This window comes from Streptomyces sp. AHA2, assembly GCF_036857595.1.
Lineage (GTDB): Bacteria > Actinomycetota > Actinomycetes > Streptomycetales > Streptomycetaceae > Streptomyces.
In genome coordinates, this window is record NZ_JAUQWJ010000010.1 from 21,973 (window position 1) to 45,074 (window position 23,102).

Consider the following 23,102-nt stretch of genomic DNA (forward strand, 5'->3'; position numbering starts at 1 on the left):
GGGCGAGGGGAAGGTCACAGCCGTCCCCTCTGCTGCACGTTCGTGTCCGTGGCCTAGCATCCGAGCATGACGGTCCTGCCTGACGACGGGCTTGAGCTGGCCGGCGAGTTCCCTGACGTGCCCCACGAGCAGTGGCAGCGCCTGGTGGCGGGTGTGCTGCGCAAGTCGGGCAAGGACGTCGAGGGCGCCGAGGCCGAGGAAGCCCTGTCCACCGCCCTGGAGGACGGGTTGCGCACCCGTCCCCTGTACACCGCCCGCGACGCCGCCCCCGAGCCGGGCCTGCCCGGGTTCGCCCCCTTCGTACGGGGCGGGCGTGCCGAGGGCAGCACGGTCGGCGGCTGGGACGTGCGGCAGCGGCACACGGTGGCCGACCGTGACGCGCTGCTCGCGGACCTGGAGAACGGCGTCACCTCGCTGTGGCTGGCCGTCGGAGCCGGCGGCATCGCCGTGCCGGAGCTCGGCCGGGTCCTCGACGGCGTCCACCTCGATCTGGCCCCCGTCGTGCTCGACGCGGGACGCGAGTGCGGGCCCGCGGCGCGGGAGTTGCTGCGGCTGTACGAGGAGCGGGGCGTCGCCCCGGACGCGGCGCGCGGCAACCTGGGCGTCGATCCGCTGGGCCACGAGGCACGGACCGGGCAGCGGGACGACGCGGCGCCTGCGGCGGACCTCGCGCGGCTGTGCGCCGAGCGTTACCCGGGACTGCGGGCGCTGACCGTGGACGCGCTGCCGTACCACGAGGCCGGCGGTTCGGCCGGGCAGGAGCTGGGCGCCTCGCTGGCCACGGCGGTCGCGTACCTGCGGGAGCTGACCGGGGCCGGACTGAGTGTCGAACAGGCCTGCGGGCAACTGGAGTTCCGGTACGCTGCGACCGCCGACCAGTTCCTCACCATCGCCAAGCTGCGGGCGGCGCGCCGGCTGTGGGCGCGGGTGGCCGAGGTGTGCGGGGCGCCGCGCGCCGGGGCGCAGGCGCAGCACGTCGTCACCTCGCCGGTGATGATGACGCGCCGCGACCCGTGGGTGAACATGCTGCGCACCACCATCGCCACGCTGGCCGCGGGCGCGGGCGGTGCCGACGCGGTGACCGTGCTGCCCTTCGACCACGCCCTGGGCCTGCCGGACGCGTTCGCGCGCCGCATCGCCCGCAACACCTCGACGATCCTCATCGAGGAGTCCCACCTGGCCCGGGTGATCGACCCGGCGGGCGGCTCCTGGTACGTGGAGCGGCTCACGGACGAACTCGCCCACGCGGGCTGGGAGTTCTTCCAGCGGATCGAGCGGCTGGGCGGCATGGCGGCCGCGCTGCGCTCCGGGGACGTGGAGCGGGACCTCGCCGAGACGTGGCGGGCGCGGAGCGCGAAGCTGGCCAAGCGGCGTGAACCCGTCACCGGCGTCAGCGAGTTCCCGTTCCTGGCGGAGAAGCCGGTGGTGCGCGACAGCGCCCCCGAGCGGCCGTCCGGCGGGCTGCCGCGGGTGCGCCGCGACGAGGCCTTCGAGGCGCTGCGGGCCCGCTCGGACGCGCACCTGGCCGCGACCGGCTCCCGGCCGCGGATCTACCTCGCCGCGCTCGGTCCGGCCGCCGCCCACACCGCGCGCCTCACCTTCGCCTCGAACCTCTTCCAGGCGGGCGGCATCGAGCCGGTCGTCGACGGCGCGTTCGCGGACAGCGGCGCGAGCGAGGCCGTGCTGTGCTCCAGTGACGCCCTGTACGCGGAGCAGGCGGCGGACCGGGCCGCGGAGCTGAGGAAGGCGGGCGCCTCGCGCGTGTTCCTCGCCGGACGGCCCGGGGAGCACCCGGGTGTCGACGATTACGTCTTCGCGGGCTGCGACGCCGTGGCCGTGCTGTCCGCGACCCTCGACCGCATGGGAGTTGCCCGATGACCGCCCCCCATGGCATCCCCGACTTCTCCGGGATCGAGCTGGGCACCCCGGCCGCCGACGGCAGCCCCGACGAGTGGCGCGCGGCGGTGAAGAACGCCTCCGGCGGGGACGACCTGCTGTGGGAGACTCCCGAGGGCATCACGGTCAAGCCGCTGTACACGGGCCGTGACCTGGAGGGCCTGGACTTCCTGGAGACGTACCCGGGGGCGGCGCCGTACCTGCGCGGCCCGTACCCGACGATGTACGTCAACCAGCCCTGGACGATCCGCCAGTACGCCGGTTTCTCCACCGCCGAGGAGTCCAACGCCTTCTACCGGCGCAACCTCGCGGCCGGGCAGAAGGGCCTGTCGGTCGCCTTCGACCTGCCCACGCACCGGGGGTACGACAGCGATCACCCGCGCGTGACGGGTGACGTCGGCATGGCGGGCGTGGCCATCGACTCGATCCTCGACATGCGGCAGTTGTTCGACGGCATTCCGCTGGACCGGATGACGGTGTCGATGACGATGAACGGCGCGGTGCTGCCCGTGCTGGCGCTGTACATCGTCGCCGCCGAGGAGCAGGGCGTGCCGCCGGAGAAGCTGGCGGGGACCATCCAGAACGACATCCTCAAGGAGTTCATGGTCCGCAACACCTACATCTATCCGCCGAAGCCGTCGATGCGGATCATCTCCGACATCTTCGCCTTCACCTCGCAGCGGATGCCGCGCTACAACTCCATCTCCATCTCCGGCTACCACATCCAGGAGGCCGGTGCGACGGCCGACCTGGAGCTGGCGTACACGCTCGCGGACGGCGTGGAGTACATCCGGGCGGGCCGTGAAGCGGGCCTGGACGTGGACGCGTTCGCGCCCCGGCTGTCGTTCTTCTGGGCGATCGGCATGAACTTCTTCATGGAGGTCGCCAAGCTGCGGGCGGCGCGGCTGCTGTGGGCGAAGCTGGTGAAGCAGTTCGACCCGCAGAATGCCAAGTCGCTGTCCCTGCGCACGCATTCGCAGACCTCGGGCTGGTCGCTGACCGCGCAGGACGTGTTCAACAACGTCACGCGTACCTGCGTCGAGGCGATGGCGGCCACGCAGGGCCACACGCAGTCGCTGCACACCAACGCCCTGGACGAGGCGCTCGCCCTGCCGACCGACTTCTCGGCGCGCATCGCCCGCAACACCCAGTTGCTGCTGCAGCAGGAGTCCGGCACCACCCGGGTCATCGACCCGTGGGGCGGCAGCGCGTACGTCGAGAAGCTGACGTACGACCTGGCGCGGCGGGCCTGGCAGCACATCCAGGAGGTCGAGGCCGCGGGCGGCATGGCCAAGGCCATCGACGCGGGCATCCCCAAGCTGCGCATCGAGGAGGCCGCGGCCCGCACCCAGGCCCGGATCGACTCGGGCCGCCAGCCGGTCATCGGCGTCAACAAGTACCGGGTGGAGACCGACGAGCAGATCGAGGTCCTGAAGGTCGACAACTCCTCCGTGCGGGCCCAGCAGATCGAGAAGCTCAGGCGGCTGCGCGCGGAGCGGGACGAGACGGCCTGCCGGGACGCGCTCGACGCGCTGACCCGGGCCGCCGCGGGCGAGGGCAACCTGCTGGAGCTGGCCGTGCACGCGGCCCGCGCCAAGGCCACGGTCGGGGAGATCTCCGACGCCCTGGAGAAGGTGTACGGCCGGCACGCGAGCCAGATCCGTACGATCACCGGTGTGTACCGCAACGAGACGGGAGAGTCCCCGGGCGTGGACCGCACCCGCACCCTGGTGTCCGCCTTCGAGGAGGCCGAGGGGCGCCGCCCGCGCATCCTGGTGGCCAAGATGGGCCAGGACGGCCACGACCGCGGCCAGAAGGTGATCGCCACCGCCTTCGCCGACCTCGGCTTCGACGTGGACGTCGGCCCGCTGTTCCAGACGCCGGCCGAGGTGGCCCGGCAGGCGGTCGAGGCGGACGTGCACATCGTCGGTGTCTCGTCGCTGGCGGCCGGTCACCTCACCCTCGTCCCGGCGCTGCGCGAGGCGCTGGCCGAGGAGGGCCGGGAGGACATCATGGTCGTGGTCGGCGGCGTGATCCCGCCGCAGGACGTGCCGACGCTGCTGGAGATGGGAGCGGCGGCCGTCTTCCCGCCCGGGACGGTGATCCCGGACGCGGCGTACGACCTGGTGAAGCGGCTGTCGGACGACCTCGGGCACGACCTGTGATCGATGTCGACGCGTATGTGAAGGGCGTGCTCGACGGCAAGCGGGCGATCGTCGCCCGCGCGATCACGCTCGTCGAGTCGACCCGGCCGCAACACCGCGCGCTGGCCCAGGAGTTGCTGACGGCGCTGCTGCCGCACAGCGGCCGGGCCCGGCGCATCGGGATCAGCGGGGTGCCCGGGGTGGGCAAGTCGACGTTCATCGACGCGTTCGGCACGCTGTTGACCTCGCTCGGGCACCGGGTGGCGGTCCTGGCCGTCGACCCGTCCTCCAGCCGCACGGGCGGCTCCATCCTGGGCGACAAGACCCGCATGGAGCGCCTCGCGGTGGATCCGGCGGCGTTCGTGCGCCCCTCCCCCACCGCGGGCACGCTCGGCGGGGTGGCCAAGGCCACCCGAGAGTCGATCGTCGTGATGGAGGCGGCGGGTTACGACGTGGTCCTCGTCGAGACGGTCGGCGTCGGCCAGTCGGAGACGGCCGTGGCGAACATGGTCGACACCTTCCTGCTGCTCACCCTCGCCCGCACCGGCGACCAGCTCCAGGGCATCAAGAAGGGCGTGCTGGAGCTGGCCGACGTGATCGCCGTCAACAAGGCGGACGGCCCGCACGAGCGGGACGCCCGGGCCGCCGCGCGGGAACTGGCGGGCGCCCTGCGGCTGATGCACGGCAAGGACGCGTTCTGGACGCCTCCCGTACTGCACTGCAGCGCCCGCGAGTCGACGGGGCTGGACGCGGTGTGGGAGCGCCTGGAGCAGCACCGCACGCTGCTGGACTCCACGGGCCGGCTCACCGCCAAGCGCCGCGACCAGCAGGTCGACTGGACCTGGACCATGGTCCGCGACGAACTCCTCGGCCGCCTCCATGCCGATCCGGCGGTGCGGTCCGTGGCGCCGGCCCTGGAGCAGCAGGTCCGGGAGGGCGAGCTGACCCCGACCCTGGCGGCCGAGCGGATCCTGGGCGCGCTCGGCGGTTCCGGAGCGGGCATCTCCTGAGCGCAACCGGCGCGGAGGACGGGTTCCACACGCCCGGCTTGCATGACTATGCAAAGTGATACATACTCTTTCTATGTCCAAGGTCCTCACCTCCCTGCCCGCCGGCGAGCGCGTCGGCATCGCCTTCTCGGGCGGTCTCGACACCTCCGTCGCGGTCGCGTGGATGCGCGACAAGGGCGCCGTCCCGTGCACCTACACCGCCGACATCGGCCAGTACGACGAGCCCGACATCGCCTCGGTGCCCGGCCGCGCCCGGACCTACGGGGCCGAGATCGCACGTCTGGTCGACTGCCGGGCCGCGCTGGTCGAGGAGGGCCTGGCCGCGCTGACCTGCGGCGCGTTCCACATCCGCTCGGGCGGGCGGGCCTACTTCAACACCACCCCGCTGGGCCGGGCCGTCACCGGCACGCTCCTGGTGCGGGCGATGCTGGAGGACGACGTCCAGATCTGGGGCGACGGCTCGACCTTCAAGGGCAACGACATCGAGCGGTTCTACCGCTACGGCCTGCTCGCCAACCCGCACCTCAGGATCTACAAGCCCTGGCTGGACGCGGCGTTCGTGACCGAACTGGGCGGCCGCAAGGAGATGTCGGAGTGGCTGCTCGCCCACGGCCTGCCCTATCGCGACAGCACGGAGAAGGCGTACTCCACCGACGCCAACATCTGGGGTGCCACCCACGAGGCCAAGACCCTGGAGCACCTGGACACCGGCATCGAGACGGTCGAGCCCATCATGGGCGTGAAGTTCTGGGACCCCGAGGTCGAGATCGCCACCGAGGACGTGACGATCGGCTTCGACCAGGGACGCCCGGTGTCGATCAACGGCAAGGAGTTCGCCTCCGCCGTCGACCTGGTCATGGAGGCCAACGCCATCGGCGGCCGGCACGGCCTCGGCATGTCCGACCAGATCGAGAACCGGATCATCGAGGCCAAGAGCCGCGGCATCTACGAGGCCCCCGGCATGGCCCTGCTGCACGCCGCGTACGAGCGGCTGGTCAACGCCATCCACAACGAGGACACCCTCGCCCAGTACCACACCGAGGGCCGGCGCCTCGGCCGGCTGATGTACGAGGGCCGCTGGCTGGACCCGCAGGCGCTGATGATCCGCGAGTCGCTGCAGCGCTGGGTCGGCGCCGCCGTCACCGGTGAGGTGACCCTGCGACTGCGGCGCGGCGAGGACTACTCGATCCTCGACACCACCGGCCCCGCGTTCAGCTACCACCCGGACAAGCTGTCCATGGAGCGCACCGAGGACTCCGCGTTCGGCCCGGTGGACCGGATCGGCCAGCTCACCATGCGCAACCTGGACATCGCCGACTCGCGCGCCAAGCTGGAGCAGTACGCCGGGATCGGCCTGATCGGCACCGGCAGCCCCACCGTCGGCGCCTCCCAGGCCGCCGCGACCGGGCTGATCGGCACCATGCCGGAGCTGCCGCAGGGCGGCGCCGAGGCCATCGCCTCCCGCGGCGAGGTTTCCGAGGAGGACGCCTGGCTGGACCGCGCGGCGATGGAGTCCGGCACGGACTGACCGCAGCGCCCCACCACCACCGAGGGCCGGTCCGACATCGTCGGGCCGGCCCTCGCGCGCACCGGGCCGGCTCTTCTCCTCGCGGCCCGTCCGTCAGACTCCGAACCTCACCTCGGTCAGCTCCTCGGACAGCGCCCACAGACGCTGCTGCAGGGCCACGTCGTAGGACTGCGGGCTGGAGCGGACCGGTACGGGGTGGCCCTTGCTCTGCTGGAATCCGCGCGGACCGTAGTACTCGCCTCCCCTGACGCTCGGGTCGGTCGCGGCGCGCAGGACCGGCAGGGCGCCCATCTCCGGTGACTGCAGCAGCAGCGGCCGGATCACCGAGAAGGCCGCGCGAGTGAGGGCGGAGGAGTGGGACATCGCGGTGCGCGAGCCGGTGGTGTCGGCGCCTCCGGGATGGGCCGCGACCGCGAGAGGCCCGCCCGCGGGCAGCTTCCGCTGCAGTGCGTACGTGAACATCAGGTTGGCCAGCTTGGAGTGTCCGTACGCGGCGGTGCGATCGTAGGGGCGCTCCCGCCGGGCGAGGTCGTCGAGGTCGATCGGTCCGCCCATGCGGTGGCCGGCGCTGCTGACGGTCACGACACGCGCGGCGGGCGAGGCGGGAAGCAGGTCCAGCAGGAGCCCGGTCAGGGCGAAGTGCCCCAGGTGGTTGGTGCCGAACTGCAGCTCGAAGCCGTCGGCCGTCGTCTGCTGCGGGGTGTACATCACGCCCGCGTTGTTGATCAGCAGATCGATGCGGGGGCTCGTGGCGCGCAGCTCCGCGGCCGCGGCGCGGACCGAGGCGAGGGAACCGAGGTCCAGGTGCTGCACGCGCACGGCCGCCGCGGGGGCGAGCGCGGCGAGCGAGTCCGCGGCGCGCTTTCCCCTGTCGGTGTCGCGAACGGCCAGGACCAGGGACGCGCCGCGGCGGGCGAGCGCCTTGGCCACCTCGAAGCCGATGCCGGTGTTGGCACCGGTGATCACTGCGATACGGCCCTGCTGGTCCGGGATGTCGTCGGCCGTCCAGCGTGCGGCGGATGAGCGGGGCATGGGTTTCCTCCGGAGGTCGCGCGGGGCGCGGTTCCCCCGAAGGGCTCTGCCCGACGGGCCGCACCGTGGTGAATGACATTCACCTTGTGGTTAATAGTGTTAACCTTCCGGGCATGGCAGTCAAACGGCGTCCCACCGGCACCCATCACGGCGACCTCCGCAACGCGCTGGAGCAGGCCGCTCTCGCCCTGGTCGGCGAGCGCGGCCCGCACGGATTCACGCTGGCCGAGGCCTGCCGCCGCGCCGGCGTGAGCGTGTCCGCCCCCTACAAGCACTTCGCCGACCGGGAGGCCCTGCTGGCCTCACTCGCCCTCCAGGGGTACCAGGAGCAGCGGCGCCGCTACCGCATCGCCCTCGCCGCGCACGCGGACCCGGTCGAACAACTGGCGGCGTTCGCCACCGCCTATGTGCGCTTCGCGGCGGAGGAGCGGGCCCTGTTCGACATCACCTTCCTGGCCGGCATCGACAAGAGCCGCCATCCCGAACTGGCCCGGGCGGGCAGCGGCCTCCACGAGGATCTGATGCCCGTCACCGGCCGGCTCGCCCCCGACCAGGACTCGGCGTTCGAGCTCCTCGTCCAGGTCGCCGCCGCGGCCCACGGTCTCGCCCTGTTCCAGCAGCAGGACATGCTGCCCGGGACCTGGAACAGCCGGGACCGCGTCGAGGCGCAGGCCGCCCGCACGGCCCGCGCCCTCGCGGCACGGCACACCCGGGGGCGCGAACGCACCGGTCGCCGCTCCGCCCCCTGACTTCGGCCGGGTTCCCGACGTGGGCACGGCGGCCCGCCGCTCGAACGCGTCGGCCCCGGCCGGTGAGGACACCGGCCGGGGCCGAACAGCGTCGTGTGTCCGCGTCCCCGGGGACGCGGGTGGTCAGCCGGTCGTCCCGGCCATCTGGCGCGCCGGGGCGTCCAGGGTGTCCAGGCCGCGCAGGATGTCCTCGACCCGCTGCTTGGCGTCGCCGAAGAGCATCTGGGTGTTCTCGCGGAAGAACAGCGGGTTCTGCACGCCCGCGTAGCCGGCGGCCATGGACCGCTTGAAGACGACCACGTTCGACGCCTCCCACACGTGCAGCACCGGCATGCCCGCGATGGGGCTGGACGGGTTGTCGGTGGCGGCCGGGTTGACCGTGTCGTTGGCACCGATGACCAGGACGACCGACGTGGCGGCGAAGTCGTCGTTGATCTCGTCCATCTCCAGGACGATGTCGTAGGGCACGTTGGCCTCGGCGAGCAGCACGTTCATGTGCCCGGGCAGCCGGCCGGCGACCGGGTGGATGCCGAAGCGCACCTCGACGCCCCGCTCGCGCAGCTTGCGCGCCAGTTCGGCCACCGGGTACTGCGCCTGGGCGACGGCCATGCCGTAGCCCGGCGTGATGATGACCGAGGTGGCGTTGCCGAGGAGTTCCGCGGTCTCCTCGGCGCTGATCTCCCGGTGCTCGCCCTGCTCGCCCTCCTCGGCCGCCGCGGCCGGGGTGCCGAAGCCGCCGGCGATGACGGAGATGAAGGACCGGTTCATCGCCTTGCACATGATGTACGACAGGTAGGCACCGGAGGAGCCGACCAGCGCGCCGGTGACGATGAGCAGGTTGTTGGCGAGCAGGAAGCCCGAGGCGGCCGCCGCCCAGCCCGAGTAGCTGTTCAGCATGGAGACCACCACCGGCATGTCGCCGCCGCCGATGGAGGCGACCAGGTGCGCGCCGAGAGCCAGGGCGATCACGGTGACCGCGATGAGCAGGCCCATGTGCGGACGTGCCACGAACGCGATGGTCAGCCCCACGAAGGCGGCCAGAGCGCCGATGTTCAGCACGTGCTTGCCCGGCAGGGTGAGCGGACGGGAGGCGATGCGCGCCGAGAGCTTCAGGTAGGCGACGACGGAGCCGGTGAAGGTGACGGCGCCGATGAACACCCCGATGAACACCTCGGCGTGGTGGATGCCCAGCAGCGAGCCGGACAGCTCGGCGTCGACGTCGAGGTAGCCGTTCCAGCCGACGAACGTGGCGGCGAGGCCGACGAGGCTGTGCATGATGGCGATCAGCTCGGGCATGCCGGTCATCTCGACGACCCGGGCCCGCCACAGGCCGATGCCCGCGCCGACCGCCGTGGCGACGACGATCAGCACCAGCCCGGTGGCCGTGATGCTGCGCGAGGCGAGACCGACGGTCGCGGCGAGCGCGACGGCCATGCCCGCGATGCCCCAGACGACTCCCGAACGCGAGGTCCGGTGCTGGGAGAGCCCGGCGAGGCTGAGGATGAACAGCAGCGCCGCGACGACGTAGGCGGCCTGTGCGGCCGTGTCTGTGGTCATCCCTGATCAGCCCTTCGAGAACATGCCGAGCATGCGGCGGGTGACGGCGAATCCGCCGAAGATGTTGATGCTCGCCAGCAGGATCGCGGCGAACGACAGCACGGTGACGGCCGTGTCCCCCTGCCCGATCTGCAGCAGCGCGCCGACCACGACGATCCCGGAGATGGCGTTGGTGACCGACATCAGCGGGGTGTGCAGCGCGTGGTGCACGTTGCCGATGACGTAGAAGCCGATGACGATCGCCAGGACGAACACCGTGAAGTGGCCGAGGAGTTCACTCGGGGAGAAGGCCGTCACGAGGAACAGCGCTAGCGCGCCGGTGGCGACGAGGGCGTAGGAGGCCCACGCGGGCCGGGCGGGCTTCGCCGGCGCCTCGGGGGCGGGCGGCGCGGCGTCCTTCGCGGCGGCCGGGGCCGGCGCGGCGGACACCTGCACCGGGGGCGGCGGCCAGGTCTTCTCGCCGTCGCGGACCACGGTCATCGAACGCTGCACCACGTCGTCGAAGTCGAGGACCAGACGGCCGTCCTTGCCCGGCGTGAGCAGCTTCATCAGGTTGACGAGGTTGGTGCCGTACAGCTGCGAGGCCTGGGCGGGGAGCCGGCCGGGCAGGTCGGTGTAGCCGATGATCGTCACGTCGTTGTCGGTGACGACGGCCTTGCCGGCGACCGTGCCCTCGACGTTGCCGCCCTGGGCGGCGGCCATGTCCACGATGACGCTGCCGGGCTTCATGCGCGCGACGTCCTCGGCGGTGATCAGCCGCGGCGCCGGGCGGCCCGGGATGAGGGCGGTGGTGATGATGATGTCGACGTCGGCGGCCTGCTCGGCGTACAGCTGCGCGGCGAGCCGGTCGTAGTCCTCCGAGGTGGCCCGGGCGTAGCCGTCGGCGCTCACCTCCTGCTCGGTCGAGACGGCGAGGAACTCCCCGCCCAGCGAGCGGACCTGCTCGGCGACCTCGGGCCGGGGGTCGGTGGCGCGGACCACCGCGCCCAGGCTGCGGGCGGCGCCGATCGCCGCGAGGCCGGCGACTCCGGCGCCGGCCACCAGGACCTTGGCGGGCGGCACCTTGCCGGCGGCGGTCACCTGGCCGGTGAAGAACCGGCCGAAGGCGTGCGCCGCCTCGACCACGGCCCGGTAGCCCGCGATGTTGGCCATCGAGCTGAGGACGTCCAGGGACTGGGCGCGCGAGATGCGCGGCACGGCGTCCATGGCGAGCACGGTGACGGGCCGCCGGGCCAGTTCGTCGACCAGCTCCGGGTTGAGCGCGGGGCTGATCAGCGCGACCAGGGTCGCCCCGTCGCGCAGCCGGACGATCTCCTCGCGGGAGGGGCCGTTGACCTTGAGCACGATCTCCGCCTGCCACGGGTCGCCGAGGCTCGCCCCCGCCTCCTCGTAGGCGGTGTCGGAGAAGCGGGACGGGGCTCCCGCTCCCGGCTCGACCACCACGTCGTACCCGAGCGCGACGAGTCTGCCCACGGTGGCCGGCGTGGCCGCCACCCTGGTCTCGCCCGCAGCGGATTCGGCCGGGATGCCGATCCTCTGGGGTTCAGCTTCCGCTGGAACCATCGTCTGCCTCTCCTCGTCTGTCCGTCTGCCCTCTTGGTGCCCGCATCCTGCACGGTCGACGCGGTATCCGTGGCGGACCACGGTCACATGGCCGGGGAGGCCGTCCTCACACGACCGGGGGGTTGCCGGAAGGTCCGTTCGGCGGTATTGCCGTGGCGTCGGAGGCGGCAGTTGTCCCGTGATGCGGCACGTTTCCGGCGGGCGCAGACTGAGCGGGTGAGCAACGTGCGCCCGGGGCGCGGGAGCGCGTCCCCTTCCCGAAGCGCGCCGCAGCAGACGCTGGCGCTGGCGGCGATGATGTTCGCCGTCGCCATGACCTTCATCGACCAGACCATCGTGTCGATCGCGGCTCCGGACATCGTGCGCGAACTGGGACTGTCGTCCTCCGGGATGCAGTGGGTGGTCAACGCCTACCTGCTGGCCCTCGCGGCGTTCTTCGCGCTCGGGGGGCGGCTCGCGGACCTGTACGGGCCGCGCCGGGTCGTCGTCATCGGCACGCTGGTGTTCGTCGTCTCGTCGGTGCTGTGCGGCTGCGTCCCCGAGGGTGACGCGGCGCAGGCCTGGCTGATCGCCTTCCGGGCGACGCAGGGCCTGGGGGCGGCGCTGCTGTTCCCCGCCGCCCTGGCCGTGGTGGTGGCGGTGTTCCCGGTCGAGCGGCGCGGCCGCGCCCTGGCCCTGTTCTTCGGTGTCACCGGTGCGCTGACGGCGATCGGTCCGCTCCTGGGCGGCTGGCTGACCAACTGGACGTGGCGGGCGGTGTTCTGGGTCAACGTCCCGGTCGCGATCGTGGCGCTGGTGCTCACGGTCCTGGCGCACGTACCCGACCGGCGGCGGTCCGGCACGCTGGACGTGCCGGGTGCCGTCCTCATCGCGGTCGGCATGGGCCTGAGCGTCCTCGGCTTCCAGCAGGCGTTCTCCTGGGGCTGGGACGGCTGGGCGACGTGGGTGTGCATCGTGGGGGGCCTTGCGGTACTGGCCGGGTTCGTCCGCTACGAACGCGGGGTGGAGCACCCGCTGATCGACCTGCGGGTCTTCCGCGACAAGGCGTTCAGCGTGGACGCGCTGGTGCTGTTCTTCGCCATGCTCGCGTTCGTCCCGCTGTTCTTCTTCGCCTCCGTCTACGCGCAGGTGTCGCTGAGCGCCTCGCCGAACCAGGCGGCGCTGTTCCTGCTGTACTTCTTCGTGGGCTTCGCGATCGCCTCCCAGTGGGGCGGCCGGATCCTCGACACACGCGGCGCCCGGCCGGCCCTGAAACTGGGCGGGGTGGTGGGTGCCGTCGGGTTCGCGCTGTGGGCGGGCGAGCTCACCGACCTGAGCATGCACGACCAGTGGCTCTACGCGGCCCTCGCCGGGGCCGGTGTCGGCTTCATCCTGGCGCCGGCGTCGACGGACGCGGTGAACCGGGCCATCGGCACCTCCTACGGCGAGGTCACCGGCATCACCCAGACGGTGCGCAACTTCGCGGCCAGCGTGGGCATGGCGGTCTACGGCACGATCCTGACGCACGTCACGACCGACAACGTGACGGGCACCCTCGAGTCCCGGGGCGTGCCCGCCGGGGCGGCCGAGAGCGCGGCGCGTGACGTCACCGAGTCGGTCACCGGCAACGGCGACGCCCGGCCGCCCACGGGCTCCGGTCCCGGCGCCGAGGCGACCCGGGACGCGATGTCCGCGATCCGCATGGACTTCGCGGAGGCCAACCAGTGGGTGTTCTACGGCATGGCCGTCGCCCTGGGCCTCGCCTTCCTGTGCGCCCTGCGCCATCCGGGCGGCAAGGCGGAGGCGCAGGCCCCGGCCGAGGAGCCGGTCGCGGGCCGCACCTGACCGCCGGGGCCGCACCTGACCGCCGCCCGGGACGGCGCCGCCTCAGTCCGGGAACAACTCGTCCGTGCGCCGCTGGATCTGTTCCGGCGTGAGGTCCTCGATCGGCTGGGAGATCATCCACTGGTGCCCGAACGGGTCGGCCAGGCGTCCGCCGCGCTGCCCGTAGTGCTGGTCGGCCACGGGGTGCACGACGCTCGCCCCGGCGCGCAGCATGGCGTCGGCGACGGCGTCGGCGTCGGACACGTCGAGGGCCATGATCACCGGAGTGCCGCCGAGATCGGGCGGCGCCGGGTCGCCGTCGCCGGCGTCCTTGACGGCGATCACCGCGTCGCCGAGCCGCAGCATGGCGTGCACGATCCGGCCCCCGGGGCCGGTGTACCGCTCGATCTCCTCGGCGCCGAGCGCGGTGCGGTAGAAGTCGACGGCCCGCGGCCCGTCGGAGACCACGAGCCGGGCGTAGAGCCTGGTGAGGGCGGGCTTGCCGCCTGCGTTCGTCATGCCTTCACCGTGACGTGCGCGCGGGGGCCGTGGATTGTAGGAAACGGCCGCGCCCCGGGCGTCTCACCCGGGGAGCGGTACGTGGTTGCCCTCCCCCGGCGAGCGCGGTGTGTAGGCGCCCGGGGTGATGCCGGCCAGTGCGCGGAACTCGTGGATCAGGTGGGCCTGGTCGTGGTAGCCGCAGTCCGCGGCGAGCGCGGCCCAGTCCGGCGGCCCCTGCCCGGCGTTGACGCGCCGCAGCAACCGCTGGAAGCGCCGTACGCGCGCGTACCGCTTGGGCGGGATGCCGAGCTGCCCGGCGCATCGGCGGGTCAGTCGCCTCGCGGTCCAGCCGAGCCGGTCGGCGACCTCGGCCACGGGCGTGCCCCGGTCGAGCAGGAACGCGGCGCGGCGGATCGCCGGGTCGGGCGCCGGAGGGTTCCCGGCCCGCTCCAGCAGGGCCGTCTCCAGCGTGCGCAGCACGGCGCGCGGGCCACCGGCGGCCCCGGCCTCCAGCAGCCGCTCGCGCAGCACCGCGCCGTCGCCGCCCCACAGTGCGCCGAGCCCGGCCAGTTCGTCGCGCACCTCGCAGACGGGGACGGGCAGGAGGGGGCTCAGTCCCGCCGGGCGGAACGCCACCCAGACGACGGCGCGCTGCTGCGCCGGGTCGATCACGGCCGGCCCGGTGCACGGCCCCTGCACGGCCGCGCCTTCGGCGGTGCGTCCGGCGCCGTGCAGCGGCGTGCGGGTGAGGACGTCCCGGTCGAGGTTCACCAGGAGTTGCGCCCCGCCCGTCGGCAGGGCCAGTTCGGCGGCGTGCGGGAAACGGCCCTCGGCGTACCCCATCGCCCCGACCAGGGGAGCCTGGGAGGGCGCCGACGGCCGGACCGTGAGGGAGACCGGCGTCCGCCGTGACAGGGGGGCCATGTGTCCAGCGTACGGCGGGCGTCCTTTTGCCCTGAATGTTCTCGTGCCGGGCGGGGCACTCAGGGCGTGTGCAGACACACCACGGCGGGCGGCCGCGCAGAGTGCTGCTGACCGGGTGGTTCAGCTTCCCCGACGGGGAGGCGACCGCCGGGGACGTCCTCGCCCTGCGCCGGGTGGAGGACGTCCTGCGGGGCACGGGCATCCCCTACGACATCGCCTGGAGCCCGGGTTTCCGGCCGGAGGCGTTGCATCTCGACCGGTTGCGGACCGCCGACTACACGCACCTGGTGTTCGTCTGCGGTCCGCTGCACGGGCCGCAGGTGGAGCGGTTGCACCGGCGGTTCGCGCACTGCGTGCGCATCGCGGTGGGCACCTCGGTCATCGACCCGGACAGCCCGGCGGTGACCGGCTTCCACCGGGTGCTGCCCCGGGACGCGCCGGACCGCGAGCCGGTGGAGGACCTGGCGGCCCGCGCCCCGCAGGTGCCGGCGCGGCCGGTGGTCGGCGTGATCCTCACCCACGGCCAGCACGAGTACGGGGCGTTGCGGCGGCACGGCCAGGTCGCCCAGGAGGTGACGCGCTGGCTGGCCGCCAAGGACTGCGCCCGGCTGGAACTGGAGACCCGGCTGGACACCCACGACTGGCACCTGAGCGCGACGCCCGCCCAACTGCAGTCCGTCCTGGCCCGCCTGGACCTGGTCGTCACCGACCGGCTGCACGGGCTGGTCATCGCCCTGCGGGTCGGCACACCGGTGCTGGCCGTGGACCCGGTGGAGGGCGGGGCCAAACTCACCGCGCAGGCCCGGGCCTGCGGCTGGCCCGCGCTGGTGCCCGCCGAGCGGCTGGACGTACGGCAGTTGGACCGGTGGTGGGACTGGTGCCTGACCGGCGGCCGGGTGGCCGCACGGCAGGCCCGTGACGGCTTCCGGGAGGGCGCCGCCCCGGACAGCGCGGACCGGCTCGTCGAGGCACTGGCCCGGCCCGTACCCGGTTAGCTCCCGGGACTCCCGGGGCACCCGCTGTACGTCCCCCGTCGCACGTCCCCCGTCGCACGTCCCCCGTCGCACGTCCCCCGCCCGCACGTTCCCGCGGCACGTTCCCGGGAGGCGGCGGTCCGGCCGTCCGGAAGGAGAGAGCGCGTGTCCATCGGCCGACTTCCCGAGAACGAGCAGCGCATCCTCGACGAGATGGAACGCGTCCTGCGCCGCGACCGCCGCCTGGACCGCCGGATGCGCACCGGGCGGCTGGACCGCCGCCCGGACCCCACCCGGATCCTGGCCCGTGTCGGCTCCTACCGCCCCCGCGGGTGGACCGTCCTGCTGTCGCTGGTGGTGTCGGTGACCCTCATGGTGGCCGGCATCGCCACCTCCGAACCGGGCGTGATCTGGGCCTTCGCCGCGCTGTGGCCGCTGACGCTGTTCGCCGCGTTCCGGCTCATGTGCCGCTGGTGCGGCGGCTGACCGGCCCCGCGCCCTGCGACGCCGGGACCCGCACCCCGCCGGTGCGGGTTCAGCCGGTGTAACGCCGGGCCTTGGAGGCGCGCTGGGCGGGCTCCAGCAGGCGCAGACGGGACTCGACCTCATGGGGCAGGACCCGGCGTTCGCGCAGCACCCAGGGCAGGGCGGCGGCGGCCTCGGCGAAGGCGCGCAGCGAGGCCACGTCCCGCGGGACCGTGCGGGCCAGGTTCACGGTCCGGCGCAGGGCGGGACCGGCCGGCCGGCGCAGCCAGGTGAACCACAGGGTGTTGCGGATGCCGTGGGTGCGGCGCAGGGTGGCGTCCCGTGCCACCGAGGGGTGGTGGTGCACCGTCAGATGGTCGGCGTAGGTCAGCCACCATCCCGCGGCCGCCAGGTCCGCGGCGAGCAGCTCCTCCTCGCCGCCCAGCCACAGCCGCGGGTGGAAGCCGCCGGCGGCCCGGAAGGCGTCGGTGCGCAGCACGGTCGCGGCGGCCAGGAACGAGCCGAGGGCCGGTCCGGGCAGCCACGGCGGCCCGGGGACGGGTGAATGGCGCAGCTCCTCGACGATGGGGTCGTCGACGCCGTCCGGCTCGACGACGATACGGGCCGTGACCGTGCCGAGGCCCGGGTGCCGGTCGAGCAGGTCCGCGGCGCCGGCCAGGGCGCCCGGGGCCCACCAGGAGTCGTCGTCGCAGAAGGCGACGTACGGCGTGTCGACCTGCCGGATGGCGAGGTTGCGGCCGACGGCGCCGAGGTTGCGGCCCGGCCTCAGCAGCCGTACCTGCGGGTGGTGGCGGGCCACGGCCTCGGCGGTGCCGTCGGTGGAGCCGTTGTCGGTGACGATCACCGCCGGACGTTCGGGCAGCCGGGCGAGGTGGTCCAGGGTGCGCAGCAGTTCGCGGCGCCGGTTGTGGGTGATGACGACGACGGTCGTGCGGGGGTCGCTCATGCGGCCTCTTCCTCCAGCAGGCGCGCGGCCCGCTCGACGTGCGGGGGCAGGGGCCGGCGTTCGCGCAGGGCGGCCGGCAGCCGGACGAGCGTGGCGCGCAGGGCCTGCCGGGCGTGCTCGTCGCGGCGGGCCTCGGCGGCGAGGGCGCGGGTGCGGGCGAGCGCGTACGGCACCGGGCGGCGCAGCCAGGCGGTGAGGACCTCGTTGCGGCGCTGGACGACCGGGCGGCCGGTGCGGGGCCCGGTCGCCGGATGGTGGTGGGCGACGATGTCCGGGCAGTGGGTGACGCCCCAGCCGCGGGCGGCCAGGTCGTAGGCGAGCAGGGTCTCCTCGCCGCCGAAGAACAGCAGCCGGTGGAAGCCGCCCGCGTCGAGGTAGGCGGTGCGGCGGACCACGGAGGCGCAGGCGAGGAAGCCCAGGACCTGGGTGCCCGGCAGGTCGGCGGCCGGGCCGAGGGGCGAGCCCGCGAGGACCTCGTTGAGCGGGTCGGGGTGTGCGGCGGGGCCCACGAGCGTGCGGGCGGCGATCAGTCCGAGCCGCGGGTGCGCGTCCATCAGCTGTGCCGCCCGGCTCAGCGCGCCGGGCGCCCACCAGGAGTCGTCGTCGCTGAAGGCGACGTACGGGGTGTCCAGGAGCCGGGCGCCGTGGGTGCGGGCGAGGGCCCCGTGGTTGAGCGGCAGGGCCAGCAGGCGCACCTCGGGGAAGTCGCGGGCGAGCATCGTGCGTGTGTCGTCGGTGGAGGCGTTGTCCACGACGAGGACGGGGGGCCGCTCCGGGAGGGCGAGGAGGTGGCCGAGGCTCTCGGCGAGGGCCGCGGAGCGGTTGCGCGTCGCGATGACGACGCCGACCCGGCACGCCTGGGGGTGCTGGACGTTCATCGTGGCCGGGTGCCCTTTCACGCTGTCGGGATTCCGGGCAGGTCGCCGTGGGCCCGCAGCACGTCGTCGGGTGTGATGCGCAGCAGGGCGGGGTCGGGACGGCGGCCGTGCGGGTCGCCCTGCGGGCCGTACCAGAGGGCGCGGTGGCGGGGGTCGGGCGGCGGGCCCCAGCGGCTGGGCGCGACCGGCCCGAACAGGGTGACGGACGGCGTGCCGTGGGCGACGGCGAGGTGGGCGATACCGGTGTCGCCGCTGATCACGCAGGACGCGGCGGCGACGAGGGCGGACAGCCGGCCGAAGGGCAGGCCGCCGCCGAACACGTCCGTGTCGGCGAGGTCCGCCTGCTTGGCGAGCCGTGCCACGAGGTCGCCCTCGTCGGCGCCCCCGGTGACGACCACCCGCAGGCCCCGGGCGCGCAGCCCGGCCGCGACGGCCGCGTAGCGCTCGACGGGCCAGCAGCGGGCCGGCGATCCGGCACCGGGATGCAGGACGGCCGCGCCGGGCGCCGGGGAGGCGCTGTGCGGTGGGGGCAGACGCAGGTCGCGCGGGTCGGCCTCGACCCCGTACCAGCGCAGCAGCCGGCACCAGCGGTCGCGTTCGTGTTCCTCGGCGTACCAGGGCGGTCCGTCGATCTCCGGCGTGTCCGGGTGGGCGAAGGCGAGCAGCTCGGCCGGGCGCAGGTCGGCCAGCAGCCGGTGGCTGAGCGGCCCGTTGCCGTGCAGGTCGACGGCGATGTCCGGTGGGGGGCCGCTCCAGTCGAGCGAGCGCGGCACCTCGCGCCCCGGCGCGGAGGCGGGCAGCAACCGGTCCACGGCCCCCGTCGCCTCCGCGACCGGCGCCAGCCCGGCGGGCGCCGCCAGCACCAGTTCGTGGTCCGGGTGGGCCCGCCGCAGGGCGCGCAGGGCGGGAACGCCGGCGAGAAGGTCGCCGAGGCCGAGGGCGCGCAGGACGAGGAGACGGGGTCGCGTCGGTACCGCTGCCGTGTCCGGTGTCATGCCAGCAGCCTGCCGTGCGGCCCGGGGATACGCCCGCGCAGTCGGCCATCGGGTGCGCACAGGCGCTATACATCCGATGTATACACGGCAGGTATAGTCCGCGCATGCCTTCTCCGACCAAGAAGACGAAGAAAACGGGGACCGCGTTGCGGCGGTTCGGGACGCTCACGGTGACCGCGGCTCTCGCCGTGGCCCTGACCGGCTGCTCCGGGCCCGGCCCCACCGCTCCCAGCACCGTCCGCGCCCGGGGCGCCGGCACCGAGGCGGCCCGCCTGGGCGTCGCGGACTGCCGCGAGGTCACGTGCATCGCCCTGACCTTCGACGCCGGACCGAGCGAGCACTCGGCCCGGCTGCTGGACATCCTGAAGGAGAAGCAGGTCCCGGCGACCTTCTTCCTCCTGGGCGAGCGGCACATCGAGAGGTACCCGGAGCTGGTGCGGCGGATGGCCGACGAGGGCCACGAGGTGGCCAGCCACACCTGGGACCACAAGATACTGACCGAGTTGAGCCCCGAGGAGATACGCGAGGAGCTGCGCCGCCCCAACGAGGAGATAGAGCGCCTCACCGGCCGGCGCCCGACCCTGATGCGTCCGCCGCAGGGCCGCACGAACGGCACCGTGCACGGGATCAGCCGCGAACTCGGCCTGTCCGAGGTGCTGTGGACCGTGACGGCGAAGGACTACACGACGACCGACCCGGCCCTGATCACGCGGCGCGTCCTCGCCCAGTCGTCCCGCGACGGCATCATCCTGCTCCACGACATCTACGACGGCACGGTGCCGGCCGTACCGGGGATCGTCGACGCCCTGAAGGAGCGGGGCTACGTGTTCGTGACGGTCCCCCACCTGCTGGCCCCGGGCAGGGCCGAGCCCGGGGAGGTGTACCGGTGACGAGCGACCGGACCCGGGCGGCCGGTGTCTGAGCCGGCCGGGTGAAGGGGACGCGACCGGGACGGTGGACGGCGCCGGTTCCCTACGATCGGGGTGTGGCGAACTTCCTGGTCGAGCGCACGGTGCCGCTTCCCCTCGATGAGGCGTGGCGGCGGATCACACGCTGGGAGCGGCACGGTGCGACCGTGCCGCTGACCGTGGTCCGGGCGGTACCGCCGGGACCGACGCGCCTTGGCACGCGTGTCGTGGCCCGCTCGGGCGTCGGGCCGCTGGGCTTCGACGACCCGATGGAGGTCACGGTGTGGGAACCTCCCGTGGACGGCGGCCCCGGCAGGTGCCGGCTGGTCAAGCGGGGCCGGGTGGTGCTCGGTTGGGCCGAGCTGGAGGTGCGGCCGGGGCCCGGCGGGCGCACGCGGGTGGTGTGGCGCGAGGAGATCCGCGTCCGGTTCGTGCCGTCGCTCCTCGACGGCGTACTGCGGCGTTCCGCGCGTCAGGTCTTCGGGCGGACCGTGAACCACCTGCTCCGGCTGCCCTGACGACGCGAGGACGGGCCGGCGCCGGGGTGTCAGGCCACCGAGCCGATGCGGCCCGCCGTCCCCGACTGCGGGGTGCGGTGGATCGGCGTGTGCGCCCCGGTCAGCGGGACGCCGCTGCCGCCGCGCCGCCCGGCGACGATCTCCGCGGCGATCGACAGTGCCGTCTCCTCGGGCGTACGGGCGCCGAGGTCCAGCCCGATCGGTGAGTGCAGGCGGCTCAGCTCGAGGTCGGTGACGCCGACCTCACGCAGGCGGGCATTGCGTTCCAGGTGGGTGCGCCGGGAGCCCATGGCGCCGACGTACGCCACCGGCAGGCGCAGTGCCAGCTTCAGCAGGGGCACGTCGAACTTGGCGTCGTGGGTCAGGACGCACAGCACCGTGCGGGCGTCGACCTCCGTGCCCTCCAGATAGCGGTGGGGCCAGTCGACGACGATCTCGTCGGCCTCGGGGAACCGGGCCCGGGTGGCGAAGACGGGCCGCGCGTCGCACACCGTGACGTGGTAGCCGAGGAACGTGCCGACGCGGACCAGGGCGGAGGCGAAGTCGATCGCACCGAACACGATCATGCGCGGCGCGGGGACCGAGGACTCGACCAGGACCGTGAGCGGTGCCCCGCAGCGCGAGCCCTGCTCGCCGATCTCCAGGGTGCCGGTGCGGCCGGCGTCCAGGAAGGCGGCCGCCTCGGCGGCGACGGTGCGGTCCAGCTCCGGATGGGCACCGAAACCGCCGTCGGTGGAACCGTCGGGGCGGACGAGCAGGGCCCGGCCCGTCAGTGCGCGCGGACCGGAGACGATCCGCGCCACCGCCGCCGCCTCCCCTGCGGCGGCGGCGGTGAGCGCGGCCGCGACCACCGGCCGGACCGGATCGGCGGCCCGCACCGGGGTGACCAGGACGTCGATGACGCCGCCGCAGGTCAGGCCCACGGCGAAGGCGTCGTCGTCGCTGTAGCCGAACCGCTCCAGGACGGTCTCGCCGTCCCGCAGCGCCTGTTCGCACAGCTCGTAGACCGCGCCCTCCACGCAGCCCCCGGAGACCGAGCCGATGGCCGTGCCGTCGGCGTCCACCGCGAGCGCGGCACCGGGCTGCCGGGGCGCGCTGCCGCCGACGGCCACCACGGTCGCCACGGCGAAGTCACGGCCCTGCTCGACCCACCGGTTCAGTTCTTCGGCGATGTCCAGCATCTGTCTCGGTCTCCTTGGTGCTGCTGCGTCGGGGCGGTGCGGTGGGCGTCAGTGGGCGCCCAGCCAGCTCTCGATCGGGTTGAGGGCGAAGTAGACGAGGAACACCGCCGTGAGGATCCACATGAAGGCGCCGATCTCGCGCCACTTGCCCTGGGCGGTCTTGATGGCGGCGTAGGAGATGACGCCCGCGGCGACACCGGTGGTGATGGTGTAGGTGAACGGCATCAGCACGACCGTCAGGAACACCGGGACGGCGGTGGCCCGGTCGGCCCAGTCCACGTGGCGGGCGTTCATCAGCATCATCGCGCCGATGACGACCAGGGCGGCGGAGGCGACCTCCTGCGGCACGATCGCGGTGAGCGGGGTGAAGAACAGGCAGGCCGCGAAGAAGAGCCCGGTGACCACGGAGGCGAGACCCGTGCGCGCGCCCTCGCCGACCCCCGTCGCCGACTCGATGAACACCGTCTGGCCGGAGCCGCCCGACACGCCGCCGATCGCACCGCCGGCGCCGTCGATGAACAGGGCCTTGGACAGGCCCGGCATGCGGCCCTTGTCGTCGGCGAGCCTGGCCTCCGTGCCGACGCCGATGATGGTCGCCATGGCGTCGAAGAACCCGGCGAGCACCAGGGTGAAGACGATCATGCCGACGGTCATCGCGCCGACCTGGCCCCAGCCGCCGAACTCCACCTCGCCGAAGAGCGAGAAGTCGGGCATGGACACGGCGCTGCCGTGCAGTTCGGGGGCGCCGGCCGCCCACTGCTTGGGGTCGATGACGCCCGCGGCGTTCAGCACCGCCGCGACGACCGTGCCGCCGACGATGCCGATGAGGATGGCGCCCGGGATGTGCCGGGCCTGGAGCATGAAGATCAGCAGCAGGGTGCCGGCGAAGAGCAGGACCGGCCAGCCGGCGAGTTCGCCCGCCGGGCCGAGCGTGACGGGGGTGGCCTCGCCCTGGTGCACGAAGCCGGACTTGTAGAAGCCGATGAGGGCGATGAACAGGCCGATGCCCATGGTGATGCCGTGCTTGAGCGCGAGCGGGATCGCGTTCATGATCATCTCGCGCAGGCCGGTGACGACCAGCAGCATGATGACGACGCCGTACATCACGCACATGCCCATCGCCTGCGGCCAGGTCATCTCGGGCGCGACCTGCGAGGCGAGGACCCCGGAGACGGACAGGCCGGCGGCGAGGGCGAGCGGCACCTTGCCGACGAAGCCCATCAGCAGGGTGGTGAGGGCCGCCGCGAACGCGGTCGCGGTGATCAGCGCCTGCTGCCCGAGGGTGCCCCCGGCCGCGTCCTTGCCGGACAGGATCACGGGGTTGAGCAGGAGGATGTACGCCATCGCCATGAAGGTCGTGATGCCGCCGCGCACTTCGCGGGCGACCGTGGACCCTCTGTGGGATATGTGGAAGTACCGGTCGAGCCAGGACCGCCCGGCCGGGACGCGGGTGCCTTCGCCCGCGTCGTCGGCTGTGGTCCTCGGCTCTACTGACTGCTGGGTCATGTG

The 23,102-nt window shown here is 73.5% G+C and carries 20 protein-coding genes; 10 read left to right on the forward strand and 10 right to left on the reverse strand.

Annotation, left to right across the window (positions count from 1 at the left end):
• Window positions 1-66: 66 nt before the first annotated feature.
• The 4 genes from Q5694_RS21035 (at window position 67) to argG (ending at window position 6,578) form a co-directional block, all read left to right on the forward strand.
• Window positions 67-1,878 (forward strand): methylmalonyl-CoA mutase family protein, encoded by a 1,812-nt coding sequence (locus Q5694_RS21035; protein ID WP_333934741.1) that lies wholly within the window; start codon window positions 67-69, stop codon window positions 1,876-1,878.
• Window positions 1,875-4,061, forward strand: coding sequence for a methylmalonyl-CoA mutase (gene scpA / locus Q5694_RS21040; protein ID WP_333934742.1), 2,187 nt, complete (start codon window positions 1,875-1,877; stop codon window positions 4,059-4,061). The genes Q5694_RS21035 and scpA overlap by 4 nt, the downstream gene beginning before the upstream one ends.
• Entirely contained in the window at window positions 4,058-5,050 is a 993-nt protein-coding gene (gene meaB, locus Q5694_RS21045; protein ID WP_333934743.1) for a methylmalonyl Co-A mutase-associated GTPase MeaB, read from the forward strand. The genes scpA and meaB overlap by 4 nt, the downstream gene beginning before the upstream one ends.
• A gap of 73 nt (window positions 5,051-5,123) precedes the next feature.
• Window positions 5,124-6,578 carry an argininosuccinate synthase gene (gene argG / locus Q5694_RS21050; protein WP_333934744.1) on the forward strand — a complete coding sequence of 485 codons (1,455 nt, stop codon included), beginning with the start codon at window positions 5,124-5,126 and terminating at the stop codon, window positions 6,576-6,578.
• A gap of 93 nt (window positions 6,579-6,671) precedes the next feature.
• On the opposite strand, the gene Q5694_RS21055 is transcribed toward argG, so the two are convergent.
• Entirely contained in the window at window positions 6,672-7,610 is a 939-nt protein-coding gene (locus tag Q5694_RS21055) for an oxidoreductase (RefSeq protein WP_333934745.1), read from the reverse strand.
• Window positions 7,611-7,723: 113 nt separating this feature from the next.
• On the opposite strand from Q5694_RS21055, the gene Q5694_RS21060 reads away from it, so the two are divergent.
• Entirely contained in the window at window positions 7,724-8,359 is a 636-nt protein-coding gene (locus Q5694_RS21060; RefSeq protein ID WP_333934746.1) for a TetR/AcrR family transcriptional regulator, read from the forward strand.
• Window positions 8,360-8,482: 123 nt separating this feature from the next.
• Here the strand turns inward: Q5694_RS21060 and pntB are convergent, their stop codons facing one another.
• Entirely contained in the window at window positions 8,483-9,916 is a 1,434-nt protein-coding gene (pntB, locus tag Q5694_RS21065; protein WP_333934747.1) for a Re/Si-specific NAD(P)(+) transhydrogenase subunit beta, read from the reverse strand.
• 6 nt (window positions 9,917-9,922) lie between these two features.
• Window positions 9,923-11,479: a Re/Si-specific NAD(P)(+) transhydrogenase subunit alpha gene (locus tag Q5694_RS21070; RefSeq protein WP_333934748.1), complete on the reverse strand. Its 1,557-nt coding sequence runs from the start codon at window positions 11,477-11,479 to the stop codon at window positions 9,923-9,925.
• A gap of 294 nt (window positions 11,480-11,773) precedes the next feature.
• On the opposite strand from Q5694_RS21070, the gene Q5694_RS21075 reads away from it, so the two are divergent.
• On the forward strand, window positions 11,774-13,303 hold the full coding sequence (locus Q5694_RS21075; protein WP_333934958.1) for an MFS transporter: 1,530 nt from the start codon (window positions 11,774-11,776) through the stop codon (window positions 13,301-13,303).
• A 42-nt stretch (window positions 13,304-13,345) separates the two neighbouring features.
• Here Q5694_RS21075 and Q5694_RS21080 read toward each other — a convergent pair whose 3' ends face one another.
• Together Q5694_RS21080 and Q5694_RS21085 are read right to left on the reverse strand one after the other, a co-directional pair.
• Complete coding sequence (locus Q5694_RS21080) at window positions 13,346-13,801, reverse strand: VOC family protein (RefSeq protein ID WP_333934749.1); 456 nt, start codon at window positions 13,799-13,801, stop codon at window positions 13,346-13,348.
• A gap of 63 nt (window positions 13,802-13,864) precedes the next feature.
• Window positions 13,865-14,707: a helix-turn-helix domain-containing protein gene (locus Q5694_RS21085; protein WP_333934750.1), complete on the reverse strand. Its 843-nt coding sequence runs from the start codon at window positions 14,705-14,707 to the stop codon at window positions 13,865-13,867.
• 35 nt (window positions 14,708-14,742) lie between these two features.
• Between Q5694_RS21085 and Q5694_RS21090 the strand changes: the two genes are divergently transcribed.
• Together Q5694_RS21090 and Q5694_RS21095 are read left to right on the forward strand one after the other, a co-directional pair.
• The gene (locus Q5694_RS21090; protein ID WP_333934751.1) at window positions 14,743-15,702 is read left to right on the forward strand and encodes a polysaccharide pyruvyl transferase family protein; all 960 of its coding nucleotides are present in this window, start codon (window positions 14,743-14,745) and stop codon (window positions 15,700-15,702) included.
• Window positions 15,703-15,846: 144 nt separating this feature from the next.
• Window positions 15,847-16,167 carry a DUF3040 domain-containing protein gene (locus Q5694_RS21095; protein ID WP_333934752.1) on the forward strand — a complete coding sequence of 107 codons (321 nt, stop codon included), beginning with the start codon at window positions 15,847-15,849 and terminating at the stop codon, window positions 16,165-16,167.
• Between the two features lie 49 nt (window positions 16,168-16,216).
• Here the strand turns inward: Q5694_RS21095 and Q5694_RS21100 are convergent, their stop codons facing one another.
• Genes Q5694_RS21100 through Q5694_RS21110 form a run of 3 tightly spaced genes read right to left on the reverse strand, consistent with a single transcriptional unit; the run spans window position 16,217 to window position 18,986 of the window.
• Window positions 16,217-17,113 carry a glycosyltransferase family 2 protein gene (locus tag Q5694_RS21100; RefSeq protein ID WP_333934753.1) on the reverse strand — a complete coding sequence of 299 codons (897 nt, stop codon included), beginning with the start codon at window positions 17,111-17,113 and terminating at the stop codon, window positions 16,217-16,219.
• Window positions 17,110-17,991 carry a glycosyltransferase family 2 protein gene (locus tag Q5694_RS21105; RefSeq protein WP_333934754.1) on the reverse strand — a complete coding sequence of 294 codons (882 nt, stop codon included), beginning with the start codon at window positions 17,989-17,991 and terminating at the stop codon, window positions 17,110-17,112. The genes Q5694_RS21100 and Q5694_RS21105 overlap by 4 nt, the downstream gene beginning before the upstream one ends.
• A 17-nt stretch (window positions 17,992-18,008) precedes the next feature.
• Window positions 18,009-18,986 carry a glycosyltransferase family 9 protein gene (locus Q5694_RS21110; protein ID WP_333934755.1) on the reverse strand — a complete coding sequence of 326 codons (978 nt, stop codon included), beginning with the start codon at window positions 18,984-18,986 and terminating at the stop codon, window positions 18,009-18,011.
• 104 nt (window positions 18,987-19,090) lie between these two features.
• Here Q5694_RS21110 and Q5694_RS21115 point away from each other — a divergent pair, with 104 nt between their 5' ends.
• Window positions 19,091-19,876, forward strand: coding sequence for a polysaccharide deacetylase family protein (locus tag Q5694_RS21115; RefSeq protein ID WP_333934756.1), 786 nt, complete (start codon window positions 19,091-19,093; stop codon window positions 19,874-19,876).
• Window positions 19,877-19,971: 95 nt separating this feature from the next.
• Window positions 19,972-20,412: an SRPBCC family protein gene (locus Q5694_RS21120; protein WP_333934757.1), complete on the forward strand. Its 441-nt coding sequence runs from the start codon at window positions 19,972-19,974 to the stop codon at window positions 20,410-20,412.
• A gap of 29 nt (window positions 20,413-20,441) precedes the next feature.
• Here the strand turns inward: Q5694_RS21120 and Q5694_RS21125 are convergent, their stop codons facing one another.
• Window positions 20,442-21,593 (reverse strand): XdhC family protein, encoded by a 1,152-nt coding sequence (locus Q5694_RS21125; RefSeq protein WP_333934758.1) that lies wholly within the window; start codon window positions 21,591-21,593, stop codon window positions 20,442-20,444.
• A gap of 48 nt (window positions 21,594-21,641) precedes the next feature.
• Window positions 21,642-23,099, reverse strand: a complete 1,458-nt coding sequence (locus Q5694_RS21130; RefSeq protein ID WP_333934759.1) for an NCS2 family permease — start codon at window positions 23,097-23,099, stop codon at window positions 21,642-21,644.
• Window positions 23,100-23,102: the final 3 nt, after the last annotated feature.